The organism is Pseudooceanicola marinus, from assembly GCF_002786295.1.
In the GTDB taxonomy this organism is placed as follows: Bacteria; Pseudomonadota; Alphaproteobacteria; order Rhodobacterales; family Rhodobacteraceae; genus Pseudooceanicola; species Pseudooceanicola marinus.
This window is the reverse complement of sequence record NZ_PGTC01000018.1, coordinates 297,424-315,481: the sequence shown is the minus strand read 5'-3', so window position 1 is coordinate 315,481 and position 18,058 is coordinate 297,424. Positions and strand designations below refer to the sequence as shown.

Genomic DNA, 18,058 nt, shown 5'->3' with positions numbered 1-18,058 from the left:
GGATGCAAAATCCCCCGTGGCGCGGCGCGCGCCCTCAGAACGCCATCTGGTAGGTGACCGAAACGCTGCCGCCGGTGAACCCGGGCCCCGGATCCTCGCCCCGGTTCCAGGGAAAGCGGTTGTTGCTGTAGTTCTGGTAAGACACCAGCCAGTCGTCGTTGATCCGGTAGCTGGCCGTATAGGTGTAGTCGGGCTGATAGGTGTCCTGGGCGTCGGCCAGGTAAAGATGTGTCGAGGCTCCCAGGCGCAGTTTCTCCGCCACCAGGTAGCTGCAGGACAGGCTGAACGCCGTCCGGTCCGGGCGCGGCAGGCCCAGCGAGGCGCTGCAGGGCAGGTTCTTCTCCGTCCCCAGGGGCAGGGGCGGCAGGCGATAGGTGGCGCGCAGGGTGCCATCCAGCAGCCCGGCCAGGTCGCCGCTGCGGAAGCGGGCAGAATAGTTGCTGTAGCTCAGTGTGATGCTGTCGCTGAAGCGATAGGAGAGAGCGTAGGTGTAATCGGGATCCCAGGACCGCTGCTGATCGGGGTTGAAATAGCCGATCAGGCTGGTGCGCAGGGTTAGCTTCTCGGTCAGCCGCGCACCGCAGCCGAGACTTGCACGCGGTTTGGCCACGCCCCGGCTGTCCGACCCGCCTGTGGCGGCCAGACCCGCCAGGCCAGCACTCACCGTGACGGAGCAGGAGATATCAAAGCGCTCGATGAGCGAGGGGCGCGGCTCGGGCGTGCCCTCTGCGGATGCCGCAGAGGTTGGCGCAGCGGTTGGCCCCGGGCGGGCGACGCCGGACAGGCGCGCGGCGCCGTCGCCGGGGGTTCCTAGGGGCGCATCAGGCGGCGGGGCGGCGGCCACGGCGCAGGCACCGGGCATGAAAGGATCGGGCTCCGCGCAGGTCGGGTCGGTGCTGTCGACCCGTTCGGACCCCGCGCCGGTCTCGGCGGTGCGGGTCTGATCGGGTGCTGCCCCGGCGGGCGGGGTCGTTATGGCGGGCGGGGGCGTCCCGGCGGCGTCGGACAGGGGGACGGCGGGCACGCTCGCCGGCTCGGGCTCGGTCGGTTGCTCCGGGGGCAGGGGCGGGGCCGTGCCGGCCAGCAGCCAAGCCGCCAGGTAGCGGGCGACGCTGTCCAGGTCGGTCCGCGCGGGCAGCTCGGGGCGCAGGCCGCGCCCCACCTCGACTGTGAAACCCATGCCGTCGCGCCTGCGGATCCGGCAGGCCACGCCCGCCTCGCAGGTCAGCTCTGCCGCGATGGTCTTGCGATCCGCGCCCTGCAGGATGCGCGCGGTGCCGTCCGGGAAGAAGACGTAGTGCCATTCGCCCAGTTGGCCGCGCTGTTGGCGAGACCAGTGCAGGGCGTTGGGAATGTCCTGCACGATCTCGCGGGCGTCGGGGGCGGCGGGATCGGCGGTGTTGACGAAGGGCGGGCCGGGGCGTGGCGGACCTGGCGCCGCCGTCTGGGCAATTGTCGGCGCCGCCGCAGAGACCAGGCCGCCGGCCACCGCGGCCCGGATCGGCACAGCACGCCACCACCGCCGCGCGATCATGCGCGGCGCCCTTCGCGGTTGGGGGCGGAGGCCAGGGGTGCCGGTGTCACTGCTGTTGCCGTTTCGGTTGCCGGGGCCTTGTTGTCGGTCAGCCCTTCTGAGGTAATTTTGCCAGAACCGGGCGATCTTTGCGACTGCCTTTTACCGTCCCCCGCCGGGCCGCGAAGTTTCGCGCGTCCGGTAGGCGGAGGGGCGGCGGGTCGGACCGCCTCTTCACTTTGACGGGAGTGGGTTCTTCGCTAGGCTGGCGACGGGAGGATCCATCATGAGACCGACAGCCCTGCGCCCGGCCTGGCGGGCGGAGCGATGAGCGTGGCCGCGCCCCTCGACCTGCCGGAGCATCCGCGCCTGGTCGAGAACCTGGCGCATTTTGCCCGCGCCCTGCGCCGGGCCGGCCTGCCCGTGGGGCCGGGCCAGCTGATCGAGGCCATCCGCGCGGTCGAGGCGACGGGGTTCGCCGAGAAGCGCGATTTCTACTGGTGCCTGCATGCGTGTTTTGTCACCCGCCCCGAGGAAAGCCGCGCCTTCGCCCAGGTCTTCCGGCTGTTCTGGCGTGATCCACGCTACATGGAACACATGATGGCGATGATGCTGCCCAGTCTGCGCGGCGTGGCGGAGGAGCGCGCGCCGCAGGCCGCCGAACGCCGCGCCGCGGAGGCCCTGCTGGCCGATGCCGACCGCGATTTGCCGCCCCCGCAGGCGCAGGAGGAGGAGCAGGAGGTGCAGATCGACGCCCGCGCCACCGCCTCGGAGGAGGAGAAGTTGCGGCAACTCGACTTCGAGCAGATGAGCGCGGAGGAGATGGCGCGCGCGCGCCGCATGCTGGCCGAGCTGGCGCTGCCGGTGCCGCCGATCCGCACCCGGCGCCTGCGCGCGGTGGCGGCGGGGGATCGGATCGACCGCCGCAGGCTCCTGCGGGATGCCGGGCGCAGGGGCGGCGAGATCCATCGTTTGCCCCGTGCCGCGCCGCGGACCCGCTGGCCGGACCTGGTGGTGCTCTGCGACATCTCCGGATCCATGTCGGCCTACAGCCGCATGGTCTTGCACTTCTTGCACGCCGTGGCCAACCGGGAGGGACAGGGCTGGGCGCAGGTCCATGCCTTCACCTTTGGCACGCGGCTGACCAATATCACCCGCCAGCTACGCCAGCGCGATGTCGACGCGGCCCTGGCCGCCGCCGCGGGCCAGGCGCGGGACTGGGAGGGCGGCACACGCATCGCCGAAAGCCTGCATGCCTTCAACCGCGACTGGGCGCGGCGGGTGCTGGCGCGCGGGGCCGTGGTGCTGTTGATCACGGACGGGTTGGACCGCGACGGCGCCGAGGGGCCGGATCTGGGACGCGAGACGCAGCGCCTGCGCCTGATGTCGCGACAGCTGATCTGGCTGAACCCGCTGCTGCGCTGGCAGGGATTCGCGCCACGCGCAAAAGGGGTGGCGGCGATGCTGCCGCATGTCGACAGCCTGCGCGCCGGACACTCCGTCGCCTCCCTCCAGGCGCTGGCAGAGGCCCTGACACGACCCGGCGACGATGGTGAAAAAGCCAGACTTCTCAGGTCTTTGGGCTGATGTTATCCAATATCATTCAGTCGTCATTGAACCGCAACCCGTCCTTGGGTGTTGGTGTGGGGATTGAGGACGCACCACGCGTCCGCCGACGACAGAAGGACTGTTCGAATGACGAGTCGTGTTTTCCGCAACGGGACGGCCCTGGCGCTGAGCCTGGCGATGGCCATTCCGCACGGGGCCGTGGCGCAAAGCGCCCAGGGCCAGAACAACGGTCAGGACAATGGCCGCGCCGCCGAAGCCTGCGAGGGGCTGGACGGCGACGCGCTGCAGGACTGCCTGCAGGCGCCGGAGCGAGCTGAGGGCCAGGAAGCGGCTCCGGAGGCTGAACTCTCCGATGAAGACCGGCTGCGCCAGGCGCTGGAGGGCGAGCAGGGCGAAGCTGACGCCCCGGCAGAGGAACAGGCGCCGGCTGCCGAGGCCGAGTCTGAACTGCAGGCCCGTGAGACGCAGCCGGAGCCTGAAGCCCAGGAAAGCACAGACCGCGATCGGCTGCGCGAGGCCCTTGAGGGGGAACAGAGCGAAGGCGACGCCGCCGAAGCCGTAGAGCAGGCACCGACCGAACAGCCGCAGGCTGAGGCCGAAGCCGCTGAGCCGGAAGCCACTGACGGCGCCGAAGCGACCGACGAGGAACGTCTGCGCGAAGCCCTCCGGGGGGAGCAGAGCGAAGGTGACGCCGCCGAGGCCGTAGAGCAGGCGCCGGCCGAACAGCCGCAGGCCGAGGCTGAAGCCGCTGAGCCGGAAGCCACTGACGGCGCCGAAGCGACCGACGAGGAACGTCTGCGCGAAGCCCTCCGGGGGGAGCAGAGCGAAGGTGACGCCGCCGAGGCCGTAGAGCAGGCGCCGGCCGAACAGCCGCAGGCCGAGGCTGAAGCCGCTGAGCCGGAAGCCACTGACGGCGCCGAAGCGACCGACGAGGAACGTCTGCGCGAAGCCCTCCGGGGGGAGCAGAGCGAAGGTGACGCGGCCGAGGCCGGAGAGCAGGCGCCGACCGAACAGCCGCAGGCCGAGGCCGAAGCTGCTGAGCCGGAAGCCACTGACGATGCAGAGGCGACCGACGAGGAACGTCTGCGTGAGGCCCTTCAGGGGGAGCAGGGCGACTCCGCCACCGCCGACGCAGAGACCGAGGAACGTTCTGCCGAGGACACGCCGCTGACCGAGGAAGAGCAGCGCGAGCTGGAGCGCCTGCAGGCCCGCCAGCAGGCCGAGCGCCAGGAAGAACGCTCTCAGGCCGCCGCGGCCCAGGCCGATGCCGAGGCCGAGAACGTCGAGGAGCAGGAGGTGACCGAGGAGAACAGCCGGTCCTCCGATGAGGAGTTCGACAACAGCGTCAACGACACCGCCCCGGCGGCCCGCGAGGAAACCCGCGCCCGCGAGGACGATGACGACGACGATGACAAAGACGAGCTGCTGCGGGCCTTGGGCACCGCAGCCGCCGTGGGGCTCGGCGCCTATGCGGTCGGTCGCATTATGAACAACGGCGACGAAGTGGTCTCCAACTCGGGTGACCGCGTCGTGGTCGAGCGTGACGGCCGCTACGTCGTGCTGAAGGACGATGACACCCTGCTGCGTCAGCCGGGCAACGATGTGCGCACCGAGACCTTCAACGACGGCTCAACCCGGACGACGGTGACCCGCGATGATGGCAGCCGCGTGGTGACCATCCGCGCCGCCGACGGCACGGTGCTGCGCCGGACCCGCGTCCTGCCCAACGGCCAGGAGGTGCAGCTCTTCGATGACACCCGCCAGTTCGAGCGGGTCGAGGTCGAGGACCTGCCGCAGGCGCCGCGCCGCGAGTTCACCTTCGACGAACGCAACTCCGATGAACTGGAACGCGCCCTGGCGTCCTACCGTCCCGATGTCGACCGCAGCTTCTCGCTCGGCCAGGTCCGTGACATCCGCGCGGTGCGCAACCTGGTGCCGGAGATCGCCGTGGAGAACGTCAACTTCGAGACCGGCAGCGCCGTGATCCGCCCCGATGAGGCCCGCGACCTGGCCGAGCTGGGGCAGCTGATGGCCGACATGATCGAGGAAAACCCCGGTGAAGTCTTCCTGGTCGAAGGGCACACCGATGCCGTGGGCCGTGCCAGCTACAATCTGGCCCTGTCGGACCGCCGCGCTGAAAGCCTGGCCCTGGCCCTGACGGAGTATTTCGACGTGCCGCCCGAGAACATGATCGTTCAGGGCTACGGCGAAAGCGACCTGAAGGTGGCCACCCAGGACGCAGAACGCGCCAACCGCCGCGCCGCCGTGCGCCGCATCACGCCGCTGCTGGAAGATCGCTGACGGCGACTGACGGGAAAATGAAAAATGGGCGGGGCCTCTCGGACAAGGGGCCCCGCTTTTTGGGGGCCGCGCCGCCGTGCCGCCTCTTCACGATCTTCCGGTCCGGCCCGCCCCTTGCTTGTATCCCGTCCCGGCTTGCCCCTAACTGGGGCTGAACCAAGGGAGACGTCCGATGGACCGCTTTGACAACATTCCCGAACAGGCGCTGGACTGGCACCTGGCCGGGCGCCGCGCCGCGCTGGCCACGGTGGTCGAGACCTGGGGCAGTGCGCCTCGCCGCGTGGGCAGCCAACTGGCCGTCTCGGGCACCGGCGAAATGGCCGGCTCCGTCTCCGGGGGCTGTGTCGAGGGTGCGGTGGTGACCGAGGCGCTGGAGGCGCTGGAGGATGGCGCGCCGCGGATGCTGGAATTCGGCGTCAGCGATGGCGATGCCTTCGCCGTTGGCCTGGCCTGCGGCGGCACGATCCGTGTGCTGGTGCAGCCCGTGGGCGAGGCCTTCGCCCCGGACCTGTTGCAGGAGCTGGTAACGGCCCGGGCCGATCGGGTCGCGGCCGCCGTGATCTCCGACCCCGAGGGGCGGGTGATCGAGGTGACGCAACAGGGTTACCCCGAGCGGTTCCGCCTGGATCGGTCGGGGTTCGAGGACGATGGCCGCTTCGTCGCCGTGCACAATCCGCCGCTGCGGCTGGCGGTGGTGGGGGCGGTGCATATCGCCCAGACACTGGTGCCCATGGCCCGCGCCACCGGATTCGACCCCGTGGTCATCGACCCGCGCGACAGTTTCGCCAGCCCCGACCGTTTCCCCGACACGCGCATCCTCTCGGACTGGCCGGATGAGGCGGTGGCCGAGATCGGGCTGGATGCGCGCACCGCGCTGGTATTGTTGACCCATGATCCGAAACTGGACGACCCGGCGCTGGAGGCCGCGCTGGCGGGGACATGCTTCTACATCGGCGCGCTTGGCTCCAGCCGGACCCATGCCAAACGCCTCGACCGGATGCGCGAGAAGGGCTTTGACGAGGGGGCGCTGGCGCGGATCCACGGCCCTGTGGGCCTGGACATCGGCGCCGCCAACCCCGCCGAGATCGCCGTGTCGATCCTGGCGGAGATGGTGCAGGTCCTGAGGAAGGGCGCATGAAGTTCGGACCTGTCGCGGTGTCCGCCGCTGAGGGCGCGATCCTGGCCCATTCGCTGGACCTTCCCGACGGGTCGCGCCTGCGCAAGGGCCTGCGCCTGGGCAAGGTGGAGATGGAGCGCCTCGACTGGTACGGCGTGGAAGAAGTCGTGGCCGCGCGTCTGGAGGCCGGCGACGTGCATGAGGATGCCGCCGCCGACGCCCTGGCCCGCGCCCTGGTGCCGGAATTGGACGGGCTGCGCCTGGGCGTGCCCGGCACAGGCCGCGTCAACGTCTTCGCCGAGACGACCGGCGTGGCCGAGATCGACGCCAAGAAGATCAACGCGGTCAACGCCCTGCACCCGATGATCACCGTGGCCACCGTGCCGCCCTGGCAGCGGATGGCGGTGCGCGGCATGGTGGCGACGGTCAAGGTGATCTCCTACGCCGTGCCCGGCGCGGCGCTGGAGGCCGCCTGTGCCGCGGGGCAGGGCGCCCTGCGCCTGCGCCCCGTCACCCGGCGGCGCGCCACGCTGATCCAGACCTTCGTGGGCGAGGAGCTTCAGGGCAAGGGGCCGGAAGCGGTGGCGAAACGGCTGCATCGCCTAGGGGCAGACCTGGTCGCCGAAAGCAACGTGCCCCATGAGGAGGAGGCGCTGTCCCTGGCGCTCGCGGCCGCGCGGGAGGCGGCGCAGAGCGACGTGATCCTGATCCTCACGGGCTCTGCCACCTCCGATCCCGACGATGTGGCGCCTGCCGCCCTGCGCCACGCGGGGGGGCATATGGAACGCTTCGGCATGCCGGTCGATCCCGGAAACCTGCTGTTCTTCGGCGATCTGGCCGGGCTGCCGGTGATCGGGCTGCCGGGCTGCGCGCGCAGCCCCGCCCTGAACGGCGCCGACTGGGTGCTGGAACGCATCCTCTGCGATGTGCCGGTGACGGATGCCGATGTGGCCGCCATGGGGGTCGGCGGGCTCTTGAAGGAAATCCCGACACGCCCGCAGCCGCGCGACCCGAAATAGCGGCAGGGCCGGGCGCGGCCCTTGCCCCCGACGCGGCGCCATGGTTTGCTGCCCCCAAGGCCCGCAACCCAAGGCGACGAGGAAGCCATATGCCCAGCATCAGCTTGAAAATGAACGGAAAGACCCGGACGGGCGAGGTCGAGGGCCGCACCCTGCTGGTGGATTTCCTGCGTGAGGGGCTGGGCCTGACCGGCACCCACGTCGGCTGTGACACCTCGCAATGCGGCGCCTGCACGGTGCATGTGGATGGCATGCAGGTCAAAAGCTGCACCATCTTCGCGGTGGAGGCCGATGGCGCCGAGGTCACCACGATCGAGGGCATGGCTGAACCGGATGGCACGCTGAACAAGCTGCAGCAGGCATTTCAAGATCACCACGGGCTGCAATGCGGTTTCTGCACGCCCGGCATGGTGATGTCGCTGGCCAAGCTGATCGAGGAGACCCCGAAACCCAGCGAGGCGCAGATCCGCGACCACCTGGAGGGCAACATCTGCCGCTGCACCGGGTACCACAATATCGTCAAGGCGGCGCTGGCGGCCACGGATCAGCTTTAATCCACTGGCCTGCGTCTGCCTGATCGCCCGTGCCAGGCGATGCCTCCGGCGGGAGTATTTGCGACAAGGTGAAGACGGGCCGTGCGCCTTGAATTCCTGATGGCGCCCCGGCTGCAAGGGCCGCCGACGGGGCGGCGGGCAGGCGCAGGCGGGCAAAGCACGCGCCCTGTCTTCTTCTTGCCGTAAATATCCTGGGGGACTCTCAGCTTGCTGAGAGGGGGGCAGGGCCCTTTCTGACCTTCGATCCTGAAAGAGCCCACGGGTGAACGAAAAACGCCCCCCGGAAACCGGAGGGCGTAGATCTGTCGGCGGTGCCGGAGGAGAGATCAGCGCGCGAGCGGGCCGATCATCATCACCATCTGGCGACCTTCCATCTTGGGCATGTTCTCGACCTTGCCGAGTTCCTTCACGTCTTCGGCGACACGTTCCAGAAGCTCGCGACCGAGGTTCTGGTGCGCCATCTCGCGGCCCCGGAAGCGCAGGGTGACCTTCACCTTGTCGCCCTTTTCCAGGAACTTGATGACGTTGCGCATCTTCACTTCGTAATCATGCTGGTCGGTGTTGGGGCGGAACTTCACCTCCTTCACCTCGATGATCTTCTGCTTCTTGCGGGCTTCGGATTCGCGCTTCTGCTGTTCGTACTTGAACTTGCCGAAGTCCATGATCTTGCAGACCGGCGGTGTGGCGTTGGGAGAAATCTCGACAAGGTCGAGACCGGCCTCCTCGGCCATGGCGAGGGCCCGGGCGGGCGGGACAACGCCAACGTTTTCTCCCTCGGCGCCGATCAGGCGCACTTCGGGGGCACGGATGCGGTCGTTTACGCGGGGGCCGGTATCACGGGTCGGCGGCGCGTTGTGGGGTCTGCGAGCTATGGTTTTCGTCCTTTGATCGTTGATCTTAATTAGGCCGGCAAAATAGGCCCGGGCCGGGATTCTTTCAAGCGGCAATTCCAATGGCCGTCTTGCCGTTCCGTTGGGGATAACGCAAGTGGGGCGGCCCCGGTTCCGGCCGCCCCACTGCATTTTTTCAAGCACTTGTCCGGTTGGCACCGGCCGGCGTCGCGGATCAGTCCACGAAGGCCTTTTCGACGACGTATTGCTTGGGATCGGAATTGGCGCCCTCTTCGAGGCCGTAATCTTCCAGCATTTCCTTGATCTCGAGGTTGAAGGCCAGGTTGCCGCAGACCATGGCGCGGTCATCCTCGGGGTTGATCGGCTTGATGCCCAGATCCTCGAAGACCTCGCCCTTGCGCATCAGGTCGGTGATGCGGCCCATCTTGGGGCTCTCCTCGCGGGTGGTGGTGGGGTAGTAGCGGATCTTCTTGTGGAAGTCCTCGCCCATCAGTTCCGCCAGCATCTCGTCCTGCTTGATCTCCTCGATCAGCGCGGCGCCATAGGCCAGTTCGCCCACGGTGCGGCAGGTGTGGGTGATGACCACCTCTTCGTAATCCTCGTAGGTCTGCGGTTCGCGCAGCAGCGAGGCGAAGGGGGCGAAGCCGGTGCCGGTGGCGAAGAACCAAAGGCGCTTGCCCGGCAGCAGGGCGTCATGGACCAGGGTGCCCACGGGCTTGGGCCGCAGGATGATCTGGTCGCCTTCCTTGATGTTCTGCAGCTTGGAGGTCAGCGGGCCGTCGGGCACCTTGATCGAGTAGAATTCCAGTTCCTCGTCCCAGGAGGGGGACGCGATGGAATAGGCGCGCAGGATCGGTTTCTGCTTGCCGGTCTTCTCGTCCGGGTCGCCCATAAGACCGATCATCACGAACTCGCCCGAGCGGAAACGCAGGGAGGCCGGGCGGGTCACGCGGAAGGAGAACAGGCGGTCGGTCCAGTGCTTGACGAAGGTCACGGTCTGGGCATCCGGCAGGGCAGGCGCCTTGGGCGCGGTCTTCGGCTGGGTCGCTTGATCGGTCACGGCAAGGCTCTCATTCATTAGCACACAAATGGATTTCTCAATCCATCCTCTAGCGCGGTTGGGCACCGCTTGAAAAGGGGTTTAACATGGATCAGCCCGCGCGGAGGCGTGACTGATAGTCATGGGCGCGCCAGTCTGCCCGAAATTTCCACTGTTCTTCCGGCTGGCGCGCGGCGAGTTCGTCCGAGATTTCGACATCGTCGAAGCCGCTGCGGCGGGCCATGGCATATTGGTCGGCGATCACGTGGCCGGAGGCTCGCAGGTGACCGGTGAAACCGCGCTGGCGCAGTTCGCGGGCAATGGTGAACCCGCGCCCATCGGAGAAGGAGGGGAATTCGACGCGCACCAGGGCGGCGCCGTCGAAGTCCACTTCGCGCGGGTTGCTGTCCGAGGGCAGGGTCAGGACCTCGGCCTCGGAGCAGGCCGCGGCGGCATCGCTTTCGCTGCCTGCGGAGACGAAGCCCTGGTCGGTGACGATGATACTCATGCTTGCGGTCCTCTCACGATCTGACCATCCACGACGTGGATGCCGCATTCAACCTTGTCCTGGCCGCGCCAGCGGCCCGCCCGCGGGTCTTCGCCGGGCTTGACGGGCGTGGTGCAGGGCCAGCAGCCGATCGACGGGTAGCCCTTGGCGACCATCGGGTGTTTCGGCAGCCGGTTCTCTTCCATGTAGGCGCGCACGTCCTCGGGGTGCCAGTGGGCCAGCGGGTTCACCTTGATCCGGTCGACGCCGTCGGCCTCGAAGAAATCGAGCGCCGCGCGGGTCGAGGACTGGAACCGCTTGCGCCCGGTGATCCAGCCGTCGAAGCCCGAGAGCGCCCGTTCCAGCGGCACCGTCTTGCGCAGGGCGCAGCAGGCGTCGGTGTCGAACTGGTGCAGCGTGCCGTCCGGGTCCTGGCGCGCCAGGTCGGTGTCGGTGGCGCGGATGATGCGCATGTCCTTCAGGTTCAGCCGCTCGGCCACCTCCTGCTGGTATTCCAGCGTCTCGGTGAACAGCAACTGGGTGTCGATGAAAAGCACCGGCACCGTGTTGTCGATCACCGACACCAAGTGCAGCAGCGCCACGCTTTCGGCTCCGAAGGAGGAGACCATCGCAAGGTCGCCCACGTCGTGATCCTTCAGCGCCGCTTCCAGCACCGAGGTCGCGCCGTGGTGCCGGTAGCGGTCGTTGAGGCGCGCGATCCGCGCCTCCAGTTCTGGCGAGATCTCGGTCGCGCCGAAATCCATTGCGGCTTCAGGCGGCATTGGCTTTCTCTTTCTCCGGGTAGAGCGCGGCCTTGAAGGGGCCGGGCCCGGTCCGGCGATAGGCTTCGAGGAAGGTCTCGTCCTCGCTTTCACGCAGATCGAGATAGGTCGTCAGGATGGTTTCGATGGCGCCGGTGATCTCGTCATAGGCGAAGCCCGGGCCGACGCGCTGGCCGATGGTGGCCTCTTCCGACCCGTCGCCGCCCAGGGTGATCTGGTAGTTCTCGACCCCCGCGCGGTCCAGGCCGAGGATCCCGATGTGACCCACATGGTGGTGGCCGCAGGCGTTGATGCAGCCGGAGATCTTGATCTTCAGCGGGCCGATGTCGTGTTCCAGCTTCAGCTCGTCGAAGCGGGTCGCGATCTGCTGGGCCACGGGGATCGACCGGGCCGTCGCCAGGGCGCAGTAGTCCATGCCGGGGCAGGCGATGATGTCCGACACCAGGCCGATGTTGGCCGTGGCCAGATCCGCCGCCTTCAGCGCCGCGTGTAGCGCCGGCAGGTCGGACTTGTGCACATGGGGCAAGATCACGTTCTGCTCATGGCTGATGCGGATGTCGTCGTGGCCGTATTGCTCGGCCAGATCGGCGATCACGCGCATCTGCTCGGAGGTGGCATCGCCCGGCGTCTGGCCGTGCTTCTTCAGCGAGATCGACACGATGGCATAGCCCGGCGCCTTGTGGTCGGACAGGTTGGTGTCGGCCCAGGCACGGAAGACCGGATCGGCCTCTCGGGCCGCATCGTATTCCATCGTCGGCGCATTGCGGAAGGCCGGCGGGGCGAAATGGGCGCGGATGCCGTCCAGCATCTCCTGGTCGACGCCGGTGAACAGCGGCTTCAGCTCGGCAAAGCGGGCCTCGGTCAACTCTCGGAAGGTATCCAGGCCGTTCTCGTTGACGGTGATCTTGATGCGGGCCTTGTACTTGTTGTCGCGGCGGCCCAGCACGTTGTAGGTCGACACGATCGCCTCGGAATAGGGCAGCAGGTCTTCCTCGGGCAGGAAGTCGCGGATCACCTTGCCGATGACCGGCGTACGGCCCAAGCCACCGCCGACCAGCACGCGGTAGCCGCGCTTGCCGTCCTTTTCCACCAGTTGCACGCCGATGTCATGGGCCCGGATCACGGCGCGGTCATGCTCGGCGCCGGTGACGGCGAACTTGAACTTGCGCGGCAGGAACTGGAATTCCGGGTGGTCGGTGGACCACTGGCGCAGCAGTTCGGCCACGGGACGCGGGTCGCCCACCTCATCGGCGGCGGCGCCGGCGAAATGGTCTGCGGTCACGTTGCGGATCGTGTTGCCGGAGGTCTGGATCGCGTGCAGCTGCACCTCGGCCAGGGCATCCAGGATGTCCGGGATGTCGGGCAACTTCGGCCAGTTGTATTGGATGTTCTGACGGGTGGTGAAGTGGCCGTAGCCCTTGTCCCACTTGTCCGCCACATGGGCCAGCTGGCGCATCTGGGTGCTGCCAAGGGTGCCATAGGGGATGGCCACCCGCAGCATGTAGGCATGCAGTTGCAGGTAGAGGCCGTTCATCAGGCGCAGCGGCTTGAATTCGTCCTCGGTCAGCGAGCCGTCGATGCGGCGCGCGACCTGCTGGCGGAACTGGGCGTTGCGCGTCGCCAGGAAGGCGGCGTCGAAGTCATTGTAGCGATACATCTCAGGCCTCCGCTTGCTTGCCGTGGAAATAGTTGGAGGGGCCGGTGCGCCGGAAATCCTCGCGGAAATGGGTGGGTTCGGGGCCTGCCTCGCCGGGGGCCATGTCGGCCAAGTAGGGGCCGACGACCTCGTGCTGGCGGGCGTTGGCGTCGATCAGGCGCAGCTCCGCATGGGCTTCGTCGGTCAGCAGCTCGGCCTCGCTCAGGTCGCGGGTCCAGCGGTCGTCGGCAGTCAGGTAGACCACATCGCCTTCCAGCAACGCGTTGGCGGTGACGACTTTGGGGGTGAACGGACGGGGCATATCAGGCGGTATCCTTCAGTTGCGCCGCGTCCTGCGCGGCGATGCCGGGAATGAGGTCGACAGAAAGGCCGGCGCGGCGACAGCTGGCCAGCAGCTTGCGCGGCAGGGGCGCGGCAGAGAGGTAGACGACATCGGCGCCGCCATCGGCCTCGGTCAGCAGGATCTGGTCGAGGGGCGGCACGTCGAGAGGTTCGGGCAGGGCGACGAGGCGGGCCTCGCGCCGGGCGAGTTCCAGCACCGCGGGCGAGATCGCGGCGTCATGGACGACGACATCGGCGCGGTCAAGCGCGCGGCGCGCCTTCATGGTCAGCAGGTCGGGATCGTCCGAACCGGTAAAGGTCAGCGTCAGCCGGCCTTCGGGGGCGGCGTGGTCCAGGTGGCGGGCCAGCAAGGCGTGCAGGGCGTCGGTCAGGTCGCGGCCGGCGTCCTGGGCGGCGGGGCCGGCGGTGTCGAACCACTCGGCCCAGAAGGCGCGGCGCGGGGCCCCTTGGGCCAGCGCCTCGGCGTCGGCGCGGAAATCGCGGGCCGCGGCGGTCAGCGCGGCGGTCCCGGCGGGCAGGTACTCTTCCAGATGGCGTTTGACCTTGCGCGCCAGCATCGGGGCGGCGCCCTCGGTGCCGATGGCGACGGTCAGCGGCGCGCGGTCGACCATGGCGGGGGTGATGAAGGCCGAGGCCTGCAGGTCATCGACCACATTCCACAGGACCCCGGCGGCCTTGGCGATCTCGACCGTTTCGGCGTCGGTCAGCGCCTCCTCGTCGGCGGCATAGACCAGGGTGGCCCCCGCGAGGGCCGCGGGGGTCAGTGGGGCGTCGGTGAGGATCAGGCGCCCCTCGGCGGCCCAGGCGCGGATCTCCTGCGCCGGCTCGGTGGCATGGACGATGATCCGCGCGGAGGTCTTCAGCAGCAGGCGCAGCTTGGCGATCGCCGCCTCGTCCCCACCCGAAAGGACCACGCGGGCGCGGTCCATGTCGAGGAAGATCGGGAAGTGACGCATCTGGATGGCCTCGTCGCTGTCGTTGACTTGGTCCCAATTTAGGAAATAGTCCTGTGCCGGCGCCATGGGGGCGCGGAAATAAGAAAAACGGTTCCTTCGGGGCAGGTGCCCGTGGTCCGCGTTCCATAGATAGGGGGAAAGGGCGAATGGCTGTCCGCCTCGACCAGACGGATCGGAAAATCCTTTTGCAGCTGCAGCAGGACGCGGCGCAATCGCTGGATGATATCGCCAAGCAGGTGGGGTCTTCCAAGACGCCGGTGTGGAACCGGATCCGCAAGATGAAGGAGGCCGGAATCATCGGCCCTCAGGTGGCCCTGCTGGATGCCGAGGCCCTGGGCTTTGACGCCTGCTTCTTCGTGCTGATCCGCACCAGCGAGCATGAGGCCGAGTGGCAGGTGAAATTCCTCAAGGCCCTGAAGGAACGCCCGGAGGTGCAGGAAGCGCACCGGCTGGCGGGCGACATCGACTATATCCTGAAGGTCCGGGTGAAGAACGCCCGCGCCTATGACGCCTTCTACCAGGCGCTGATTTCAGAGGTGAAGGTGCACAACGTCACCGCGCTGCTCAGCATGGAAGAGATCAAGTCGACCACCGCGCTGCCGCTCTGACCCTGCTGCGCGCCCGGTCTGACCCGGTGCAGATGAGTATTTGGAACAAGGTGAAGACAGGGGGCACGCGCCCCGGATCGGCCTACTTTTGAGGACGGGCGCGTGGCACGCTCCTGATTGCCGAAGGAGGCCGCCTCGGGGGCGCCGTCCCACCTCTTCACCTTGTCGGAAATACTCCGGGGGGAGCCGCAGGCGGGGGGCAGAGCCCCCCTCCCGTCGGTGCCGTCAGCGACGGACCATCAGCCGTTCCAGCCCGTGGAAATGGTAGAGATCGGCGAACTGCGGCTCTTCGGTCAGCGCGAGGTTCGGACAGCGGGCGAAAAGCACCGGCAGCGCCACCTGCAGCTCCAGCCGGGCCAAGGGCGCGCCGATGCAGAAATGCGCTCCGGCGCCGAAGGCCGCATGGGTGCGTACGGGGCGCGTCGGGTCGAAGCGGTCGGGATTGGGCCAGACGTCGGGATCGCGGTTAGCCGCGCCCAGAAGGAGGGCCACGCGGTCGCCGCGTTCAAAATGGCGCCCGGCCACTTCGCAGGGTTCATGGGCGTAGCGGGTGAACATGTGAAGCGCGGGGTCGTGGCGGAAGATCTCCTCCACCGTGCCCTCGACGCGGTCCGGCGCCAGCCAGTGCGCGGCGTCACCGTGGCGCAGCAGGTGCATGGTGCCGATGCCCAGGGTGTGCACCGTCGCCTCGTGGCCCGCGTTCAGCAGCAGGATGCAGGTGGTGATCAGCTCGTCCGTCGACAGTTTCTCGCCCGCTTCCTCCGCCGCCAGCAGCTCGGAGATCAGGTCGTCTGAGGGCGTCTTGCGGCGCTCTTCGGCGTAGCTGCGGATGTAGGCGGCGAACTCGGTGGCGGCCGCGGCGGCGGCCTCCTCGATCGCGCGGTCGCGGCGGGCCTGGTACATGGCCACCATGCGGTTCGACCAGTCCAGCAGCTGTGGCGCCATGGTCTCGGGCACGCCGAGCAGGCGGCAGATGACGATCACCGGCACCTGGGTGGCGAAGGCGGACAGCAGGTCGAAGGGTTCGTCCTTCGGGAAGGCATCGACCAGGGATCCCGCGATCTCCTCGATCTCGGGGGCCAGGGCCTTGATCCGGCGCGAGGTGAAGGCGCGCAGCACGAGCCCGCGCAACCGGCGGTGCACGTCGCCGTCCAGTTCCAGCATCGAGTGGTCCTCGATGTCGTAGAAGGGGCGTTGATGGGCCGGGATCTCGGGCGCCAGTTCCGGCGGGCACTGGCGCCCGAACCGGCGGTCGCGCAGCAGCGTGTTGACCAGATCGTAGCTGACGGCGCAGGGCAGGCCGTAGTCGGCCCAGTCGATCAGCGGGCCTTGCGCGCGAGCGCGCGCGTAGAAGGGGTAGGGGTTCTGGACGAAGGCGGGATCAGTAGGAGATTGGGTGAGCGTGACCATGCGCTCTTGTGACGGGATGCGCTTTCCAAGACAAGAGGGAGAGGCGCGCGGTCGCGCCGGGTGGAGGGGAAATGTCGCGACGTCTGATGGTGCTGGGGTTCCTGCTGCTGACCACCGCAGCGCTGTCGCTGGCGGTGTTCCATGCCGCCTATCGCCAATCGCTGCGCGCCCTGGTCGAACGTGGCGAGGCCGACCTGAGCCTGGCGGCAGACCGGCTGACCGGACAGTTGCAACGCTACCAGGACCTGGCCGTTTTGCTGAACGCCCATCCCTCGGTGGCCGCCGTCCGTTTCGGCGCCTCGGGCCGGGCGGAGGCGGAGGAGCTGCTTCAGTGGGCCATCGACCGGACCGGGGTGCTGAATGCTGCCGTTGTGGCGCCCTCGGGCCGGGTGCAGGCGGCGGCGCGCCCTTTGCCCGACGCGGCCTGGCCCGACTACGTGGCGGGCGCGCTGGACCGGGCGCGGGACGGGGCGCTTGGCACGGGCCACGGGACCACCGCCGACGGGCTGCGCGTCTATGTCTTCGCCGCGCCGCGCTTTCGCAGCCAGGGCGGTGTCGCGGGGATCCTGCTGCTGTGGGTCAATGTTGAACTTCTGGAACAGGAATGGCGCGGAGATCGCCCGGCGGTCTATTTCACCGATGCGGGGGGCGATGTCTTCATCTCCAACCGCTCCGAGATCCTGGGCTGGCAGCGGCGCCCGGACGGCGGGCTGATCCCCGGCGACGCCTCGGCGCCCGAGATGACGCGGCGCGACGTGGCCGGGCTGGACCTGTGGCGCATCGACTGGGGGCCCTACCTGCCGCGCCGGGCGCTGCACCTGGTGCGCGACCTGCCGCAGGTGGACATGCGGGCCGAGACGCTGGTGGATGCGGCGCCGGGGCGGCGCGTGGCGTTGTTGCAGGCGGCGGTCGCGGGGCTGGTGCTGCTGGTCGCAGGCGGCACGCTGGCCATCGTCACCGCGCGCCGCCGGGCACTGGCCCAGGCCAACCAGCTGCTGGAACAGCGGGTCGAAGCGCGCACGATCGAGCTGAAACGCGCCCAGGATGAGCTGGTGCAGGCCGGCAAGCTCTCGGCCCTCGGGCAGATGTCGGCCGGGCTGAGCCATGAACTGAACCAGCCGCTGATGGCCATCGGGCAGTTTGCCGAGAACGGCGCGCTGTTCCTGGCCAAGGGCAAGACCGACCGCGCCGCGCAGAACCTGGAGAGGATCGCCGAGCTGTCGGCCCGCATGGGGCGGATCATCCGCAACCTGCGCGCCTTCGCCCGGCAGGAGGCGGAGCCTGCTCGCCGGATCGAGCTGGGCGCGGTGCTGGACACCGCTCTGGAGATGACCGAGGCGCGCATCGCCAAGGAGGGCGTCACGCTGGAGGTGATCCGCCCCGACGGCCCGGTTCCCGCGCGCGGCGGCGAGGTGCGGCTGGCCCAGGTGCTGGTGAACCTGATCACCAATGCCGTCGACGCCATGGCCGCCAGTGAACCCCGGTGCCTGACCGTCACGCTGGAGGGCGGGCGCGCCCCCCGCATCCGCGTGGCCGACACCGGCCCCGGCATCGCCAGCCCGGAGAAGATCTTCGATCCCTTCTATTCCACCAAGGAGGTGGGCGCCTCTGAAGGCATGGGGCTGGGCCTGTCGATCTCCTACGGGTTGGTGCAGAGCTTCGGCGGGGCGATCCGGGGGCGCAACCGCGCCGAGGGAGGTGCCGAGTTCACCGTCGAGCTGGAAGGCATCGGGGGCGCTGGCTGAGGCCGGGGCAGGGGGACGCTGTCCCCCGGCGCGCGGCCGCGCCTCCCCCCGAAGTATTTTCAGCTTCAGGATCGGGTGGGGTGCGCCCTGGCGGTGCGGTGCCGCAGG

The 18,058-nt window shown here is 68.6% G+C and carries 16 protein-coding genes; 7 read left to right on the top strand and 9 right to left on the bottom strand.

What is annotated here, in order from left to right; all coding sequences use genetic code 11:
- Positions 1-34: 34 nt before the first annotated feature.
- Positions 35-1,534: a hypothetical protein gene (locus CVM50_RS21420; RefSeq protein WP_085888352.1), complete on the bottom strand. Its 1,500-nt coding sequence runs from the start codon at positions 1,532-1,534 to the stop codon at positions 35-37.
- A 306-nt stretch (positions 1,535-1,840) separates the two neighbouring features.
- On the opposite strand from CVM50_RS21420, the gene CVM50_RS15555 reads away from it, so the two are divergent.
- The 5 genes from CVM50_RS15555 (at position 1,841) to CVM50_RS15535 (ending at position 8,073) form a co-directional block, all read left to right on the top strand.
- On the top strand, positions 1,841-3,100 hold the full coding sequence (locus tag CVM50_RS15555) for a vWA domain-containing protein (protein ID WP_085888351.1): 1,260 nt from the start codon (positions 1,841-1,843) through the stop codon (positions 3,098-3,100).
- 108 nt (positions 3,101-3,208) lie between these two features.
- The gene (locus tag CVM50_RS15550; RefSeq protein ID WP_100148518.1) at positions 3,209-5,383 is read left to right on the top strand and encodes an OmpA family protein; all 2,175 of its coding nucleotides are present in this window, start codon (positions 3,209-3,211) and stop codon (positions 5,381-5,383) included.
- A 172-nt stretch (positions 5,384-5,555) separates the two neighbouring features.
- A complete protein-coding gene (locus CVM50_RS15545; RefSeq protein WP_085888349.1) occupies positions 5,556-6,521 on the top strand; it encodes an XdhC family protein in 966 nt (321 codons plus the stop codon).
- The gene (locus CVM50_RS15540) at positions 6,518-7,519 is read left to right on the top strand and encodes a molybdopterin-binding protein (RefSeq protein ID WP_085888348.1); all 1,002 of its coding nucleotides are present in this window, start codon (positions 6,518-6,520) and stop codon (positions 7,517-7,519) included. Before CVM50_RS15545 ends, CVM50_RS15540 begins: the two co-directional genes overlap by 4 nt.
- An 89-nt stretch (positions 7,520-7,608) precedes the next feature.
- Positions 7,609-8,073, top strand: a complete 465-nt coding sequence (locus CVM50_RS15535) for a (2Fe-2S)-binding protein (RefSeq protein ID WP_085888347.1) — start codon at positions 7,609-7,611, stop codon at positions 8,071-8,073.
- A gap of 326 nt (positions 8,074-8,399) precedes the next feature.
- Here the strand turns inward: CVM50_RS15535 and infC are convergent, their stop codons facing one another.
- From infC to CVM50_RS15500, 7 genes are all read right to left on the bottom strand, one after another.
- On the bottom strand, positions 8,400-9,095 hold the full coding sequence (infC, locus tag CVM50_RS15530) for a translation initiation factor IF-3 (protein WP_322788271.1): 696 nt from the start codon (positions 9,093-9,095) through the stop codon (positions 8,400-8,402).
- Positions 9,096-9,138: 43 nt separating this feature from the next.
- A complete protein-coding gene (locus CVM50_RS15525) occupies positions 9,139-10,002 on the bottom strand; it encodes a ferredoxin--NADP reductase (RefSeq protein ID WP_085888346.1) in 864 nt (287 codons plus the stop codon).
- Between the two features lie 73 nt (positions 10,003-10,075).
- Positions 10,076-10,471, bottom strand: a complete 396-nt coding sequence (locus CVM50_RS15520) for a DUF934 domain-containing protein (RefSeq protein WP_085888345.1) — start codon at positions 10,469-10,471, stop codon at positions 10,076-10,078.
- A complete protein-coding gene (locus CVM50_RS15515) occupies positions 10,468-11,214 on the bottom strand; it encodes a phosphoadenylyl-sulfate reductase (RefSeq protein WP_100148528.1) in 747 nt (248 codons plus the stop codon). Before CVM50_RS15515 ends, CVM50_RS15520 begins: the two co-directional genes overlap by 4 nt.
- A gap of 7 nt (positions 11,215-11,221) precedes the next feature.
- A complete protein-coding gene (locus tag CVM50_RS15510) occupies positions 11,222-12,889 on the bottom strand; it encodes a nitrite/sulfite reductase (RefSeq protein WP_085888343.1) in 1,668 nt (555 codons plus the stop codon).
- A 1-nt stretch (position 12,890) separates the two neighbouring features.
- Positions 12,891-13,190 carry a DUF2849 domain-containing protein gene (locus tag CVM50_RS15505; RefSeq protein WP_085888342.1) on the bottom strand — a complete coding sequence of 100 codons (300 nt, stop codon included), beginning with the start codon at positions 13,188-13,190 and terminating at the stop codon, positions 12,891-12,893.
- A gap of 1 nt (position 13,191) precedes the next feature.
- A complete protein-coding gene (locus tag CVM50_RS15500; RefSeq protein ID WP_232618264.1) occupies positions 13,192-14,253 on the bottom strand; it encodes an NAD(P)-dependent oxidoreductase in 1,062 nt (353 codons plus the stop codon).
- Between the two features lie 80 nt (positions 14,254-14,333).
- Here CVM50_RS15500 and CVM50_RS15495 point away from each other — a divergent pair, with 80 nt between their 5' ends.
- Positions 14,334-14,795: an Lrp/AsnC family transcriptional regulator gene (locus CVM50_RS15495; RefSeq protein WP_085888341.1), complete on the top strand. Its 462-nt coding sequence runs from the start codon at positions 14,334-14,336 to the stop codon at positions 14,793-14,795.
- A gap of 225 nt (positions 14,796-15,020) precedes the next feature.
- On the opposite strand, the gene CVM50_RS15490 is transcribed toward CVM50_RS15495, so the two are convergent.
- Entirely contained in the window at positions 15,021-16,205 is a 1,185-nt protein-coding gene (locus tag CVM50_RS15490; protein ID WP_085888340.1) for a cytochrome P450, read from the bottom strand.
- A gap of 71 nt (positions 16,206-16,276) precedes the next feature.
- On the opposite strand from CVM50_RS15490, the gene CVM50_RS15485 reads away from it, so the two are divergent.
- A complete protein-coding gene (locus CVM50_RS15485; RefSeq protein ID WP_085888339.1) occupies positions 16,277-17,950 on the top strand; it encodes an ATP-binding protein in 1,674 nt (557 codons plus the stop codon).
- Positions 17,951-18,058: the final 108 nt, after the last annotated feature.

Bases quoted from the DNA above. Each gene is read 5' to 3' on its own strand.
- CVM50_RS21420 (WP_085888352.1), bottom strand. From the start codon at position 1,534: ATGATCGCGCGGCGGTGGTGGCGTGCTGTGCCGATCCGGGCCGCGGTG.
- CVM50_RS15555 (WP_085888351.1), top strand. From the start codon at position 1,841: ATGAGCGTGGCCGCGCCCCTCGACCTGCCGGAGCATCCGCGCCTGGTC.
- CVM50_RS15550 (WP_100148518.1), top strand. From the start codon at position 3,209: ATGACGAGTCGTGTTTTCCGCAACGGGACGGCCCTGGCGCTGAGCCTG.
- CVM50_RS15545 (WP_085888349.1), top strand. From the start codon at position 5,556: ATGGACCGCTTTGACAACATTCCCGAACAGGCGCTGGACTGGCACCTG.
- CVM50_RS15540 (WP_085888348.1), top strand. From the start codon at position 6,518: ATGAAGTTCGGACCTGTCGCGGTGTCCGCCGCTGAGGGCGCGATCCTG.
- CVM50_RS15535 (WP_085888347.1), top strand. From the start codon at position 7,609: ATGCCCAGCATCAGCTTGAAAATGAACGGAAAGACCCGGACGGGCGAG.
- infC (WP_322788271.1), bottom strand. From the start codon at position 9,095: ATGCAGTGGGGCGGCCGGAACCGGGGCCGCCCCACTTGCGTTATCCCC.
- CVM50_RS15525 (WP_085888346.1), bottom strand. From the start codon at position 10,002: ATGAATGAGAGCCTTGCCGTGACCGATCAAGCGACCCAGCCGAAGACC.
- CVM50_RS15520 (WP_085888345.1), bottom strand. From the start codon at position 10,471: ATGAGTATCATCGTCACCGACCAGGGCTTCGTCTCCGCAGGCAGCGAA.
- CVM50_RS15515 (WP_100148528.1), bottom strand. From the start codon at position 11,214: ATGGATTTCGGCGCGACCGAGATCTCGCCAGAACTGGAGGCGCGGATC.
- CVM50_RS15510 (WP_085888343.1), bottom strand. From the start codon at position 12,889: ATGTATCGCTACAATGACTTCGACGCCGCCTTCCTGGCGACGCGCAAC.
- CVM50_RS15505 (WP_085888342.1), bottom strand. From the start codon at position 13,190: ATGCCCCGTCCGTTCACCCCCAAAGTCGTCACCGCCAACGCGTTGCTG.
- CVM50_RS15500 (WP_232618264.1), bottom strand. From the start codon at position 14,253: ATGGCGCCGGCACAGGACTATTTCCTAAATTGGGACCAAGTCAACGAC.
- CVM50_RS15495 (WP_085888341.1), top strand. From the start codon at position 14,334: ATGGCTGTCCGCCTCGACCAGACGGATCGGAAAATCCTTTTGCAGCTG.
- CVM50_RS15490 (WP_085888340.1), bottom strand. From the start codon at position 16,205: ATGGTCACGCTCACCCAATCTCCTACTGATCCCGCCTTCGTCCAGAAC.
- CVM50_RS15485 (WP_085888339.1), top strand. From the start codon at position 16,277: ATGTCGCGACGTCTGATGGTGCTGGGGTTCCTGCTGCTGACCACCGCA.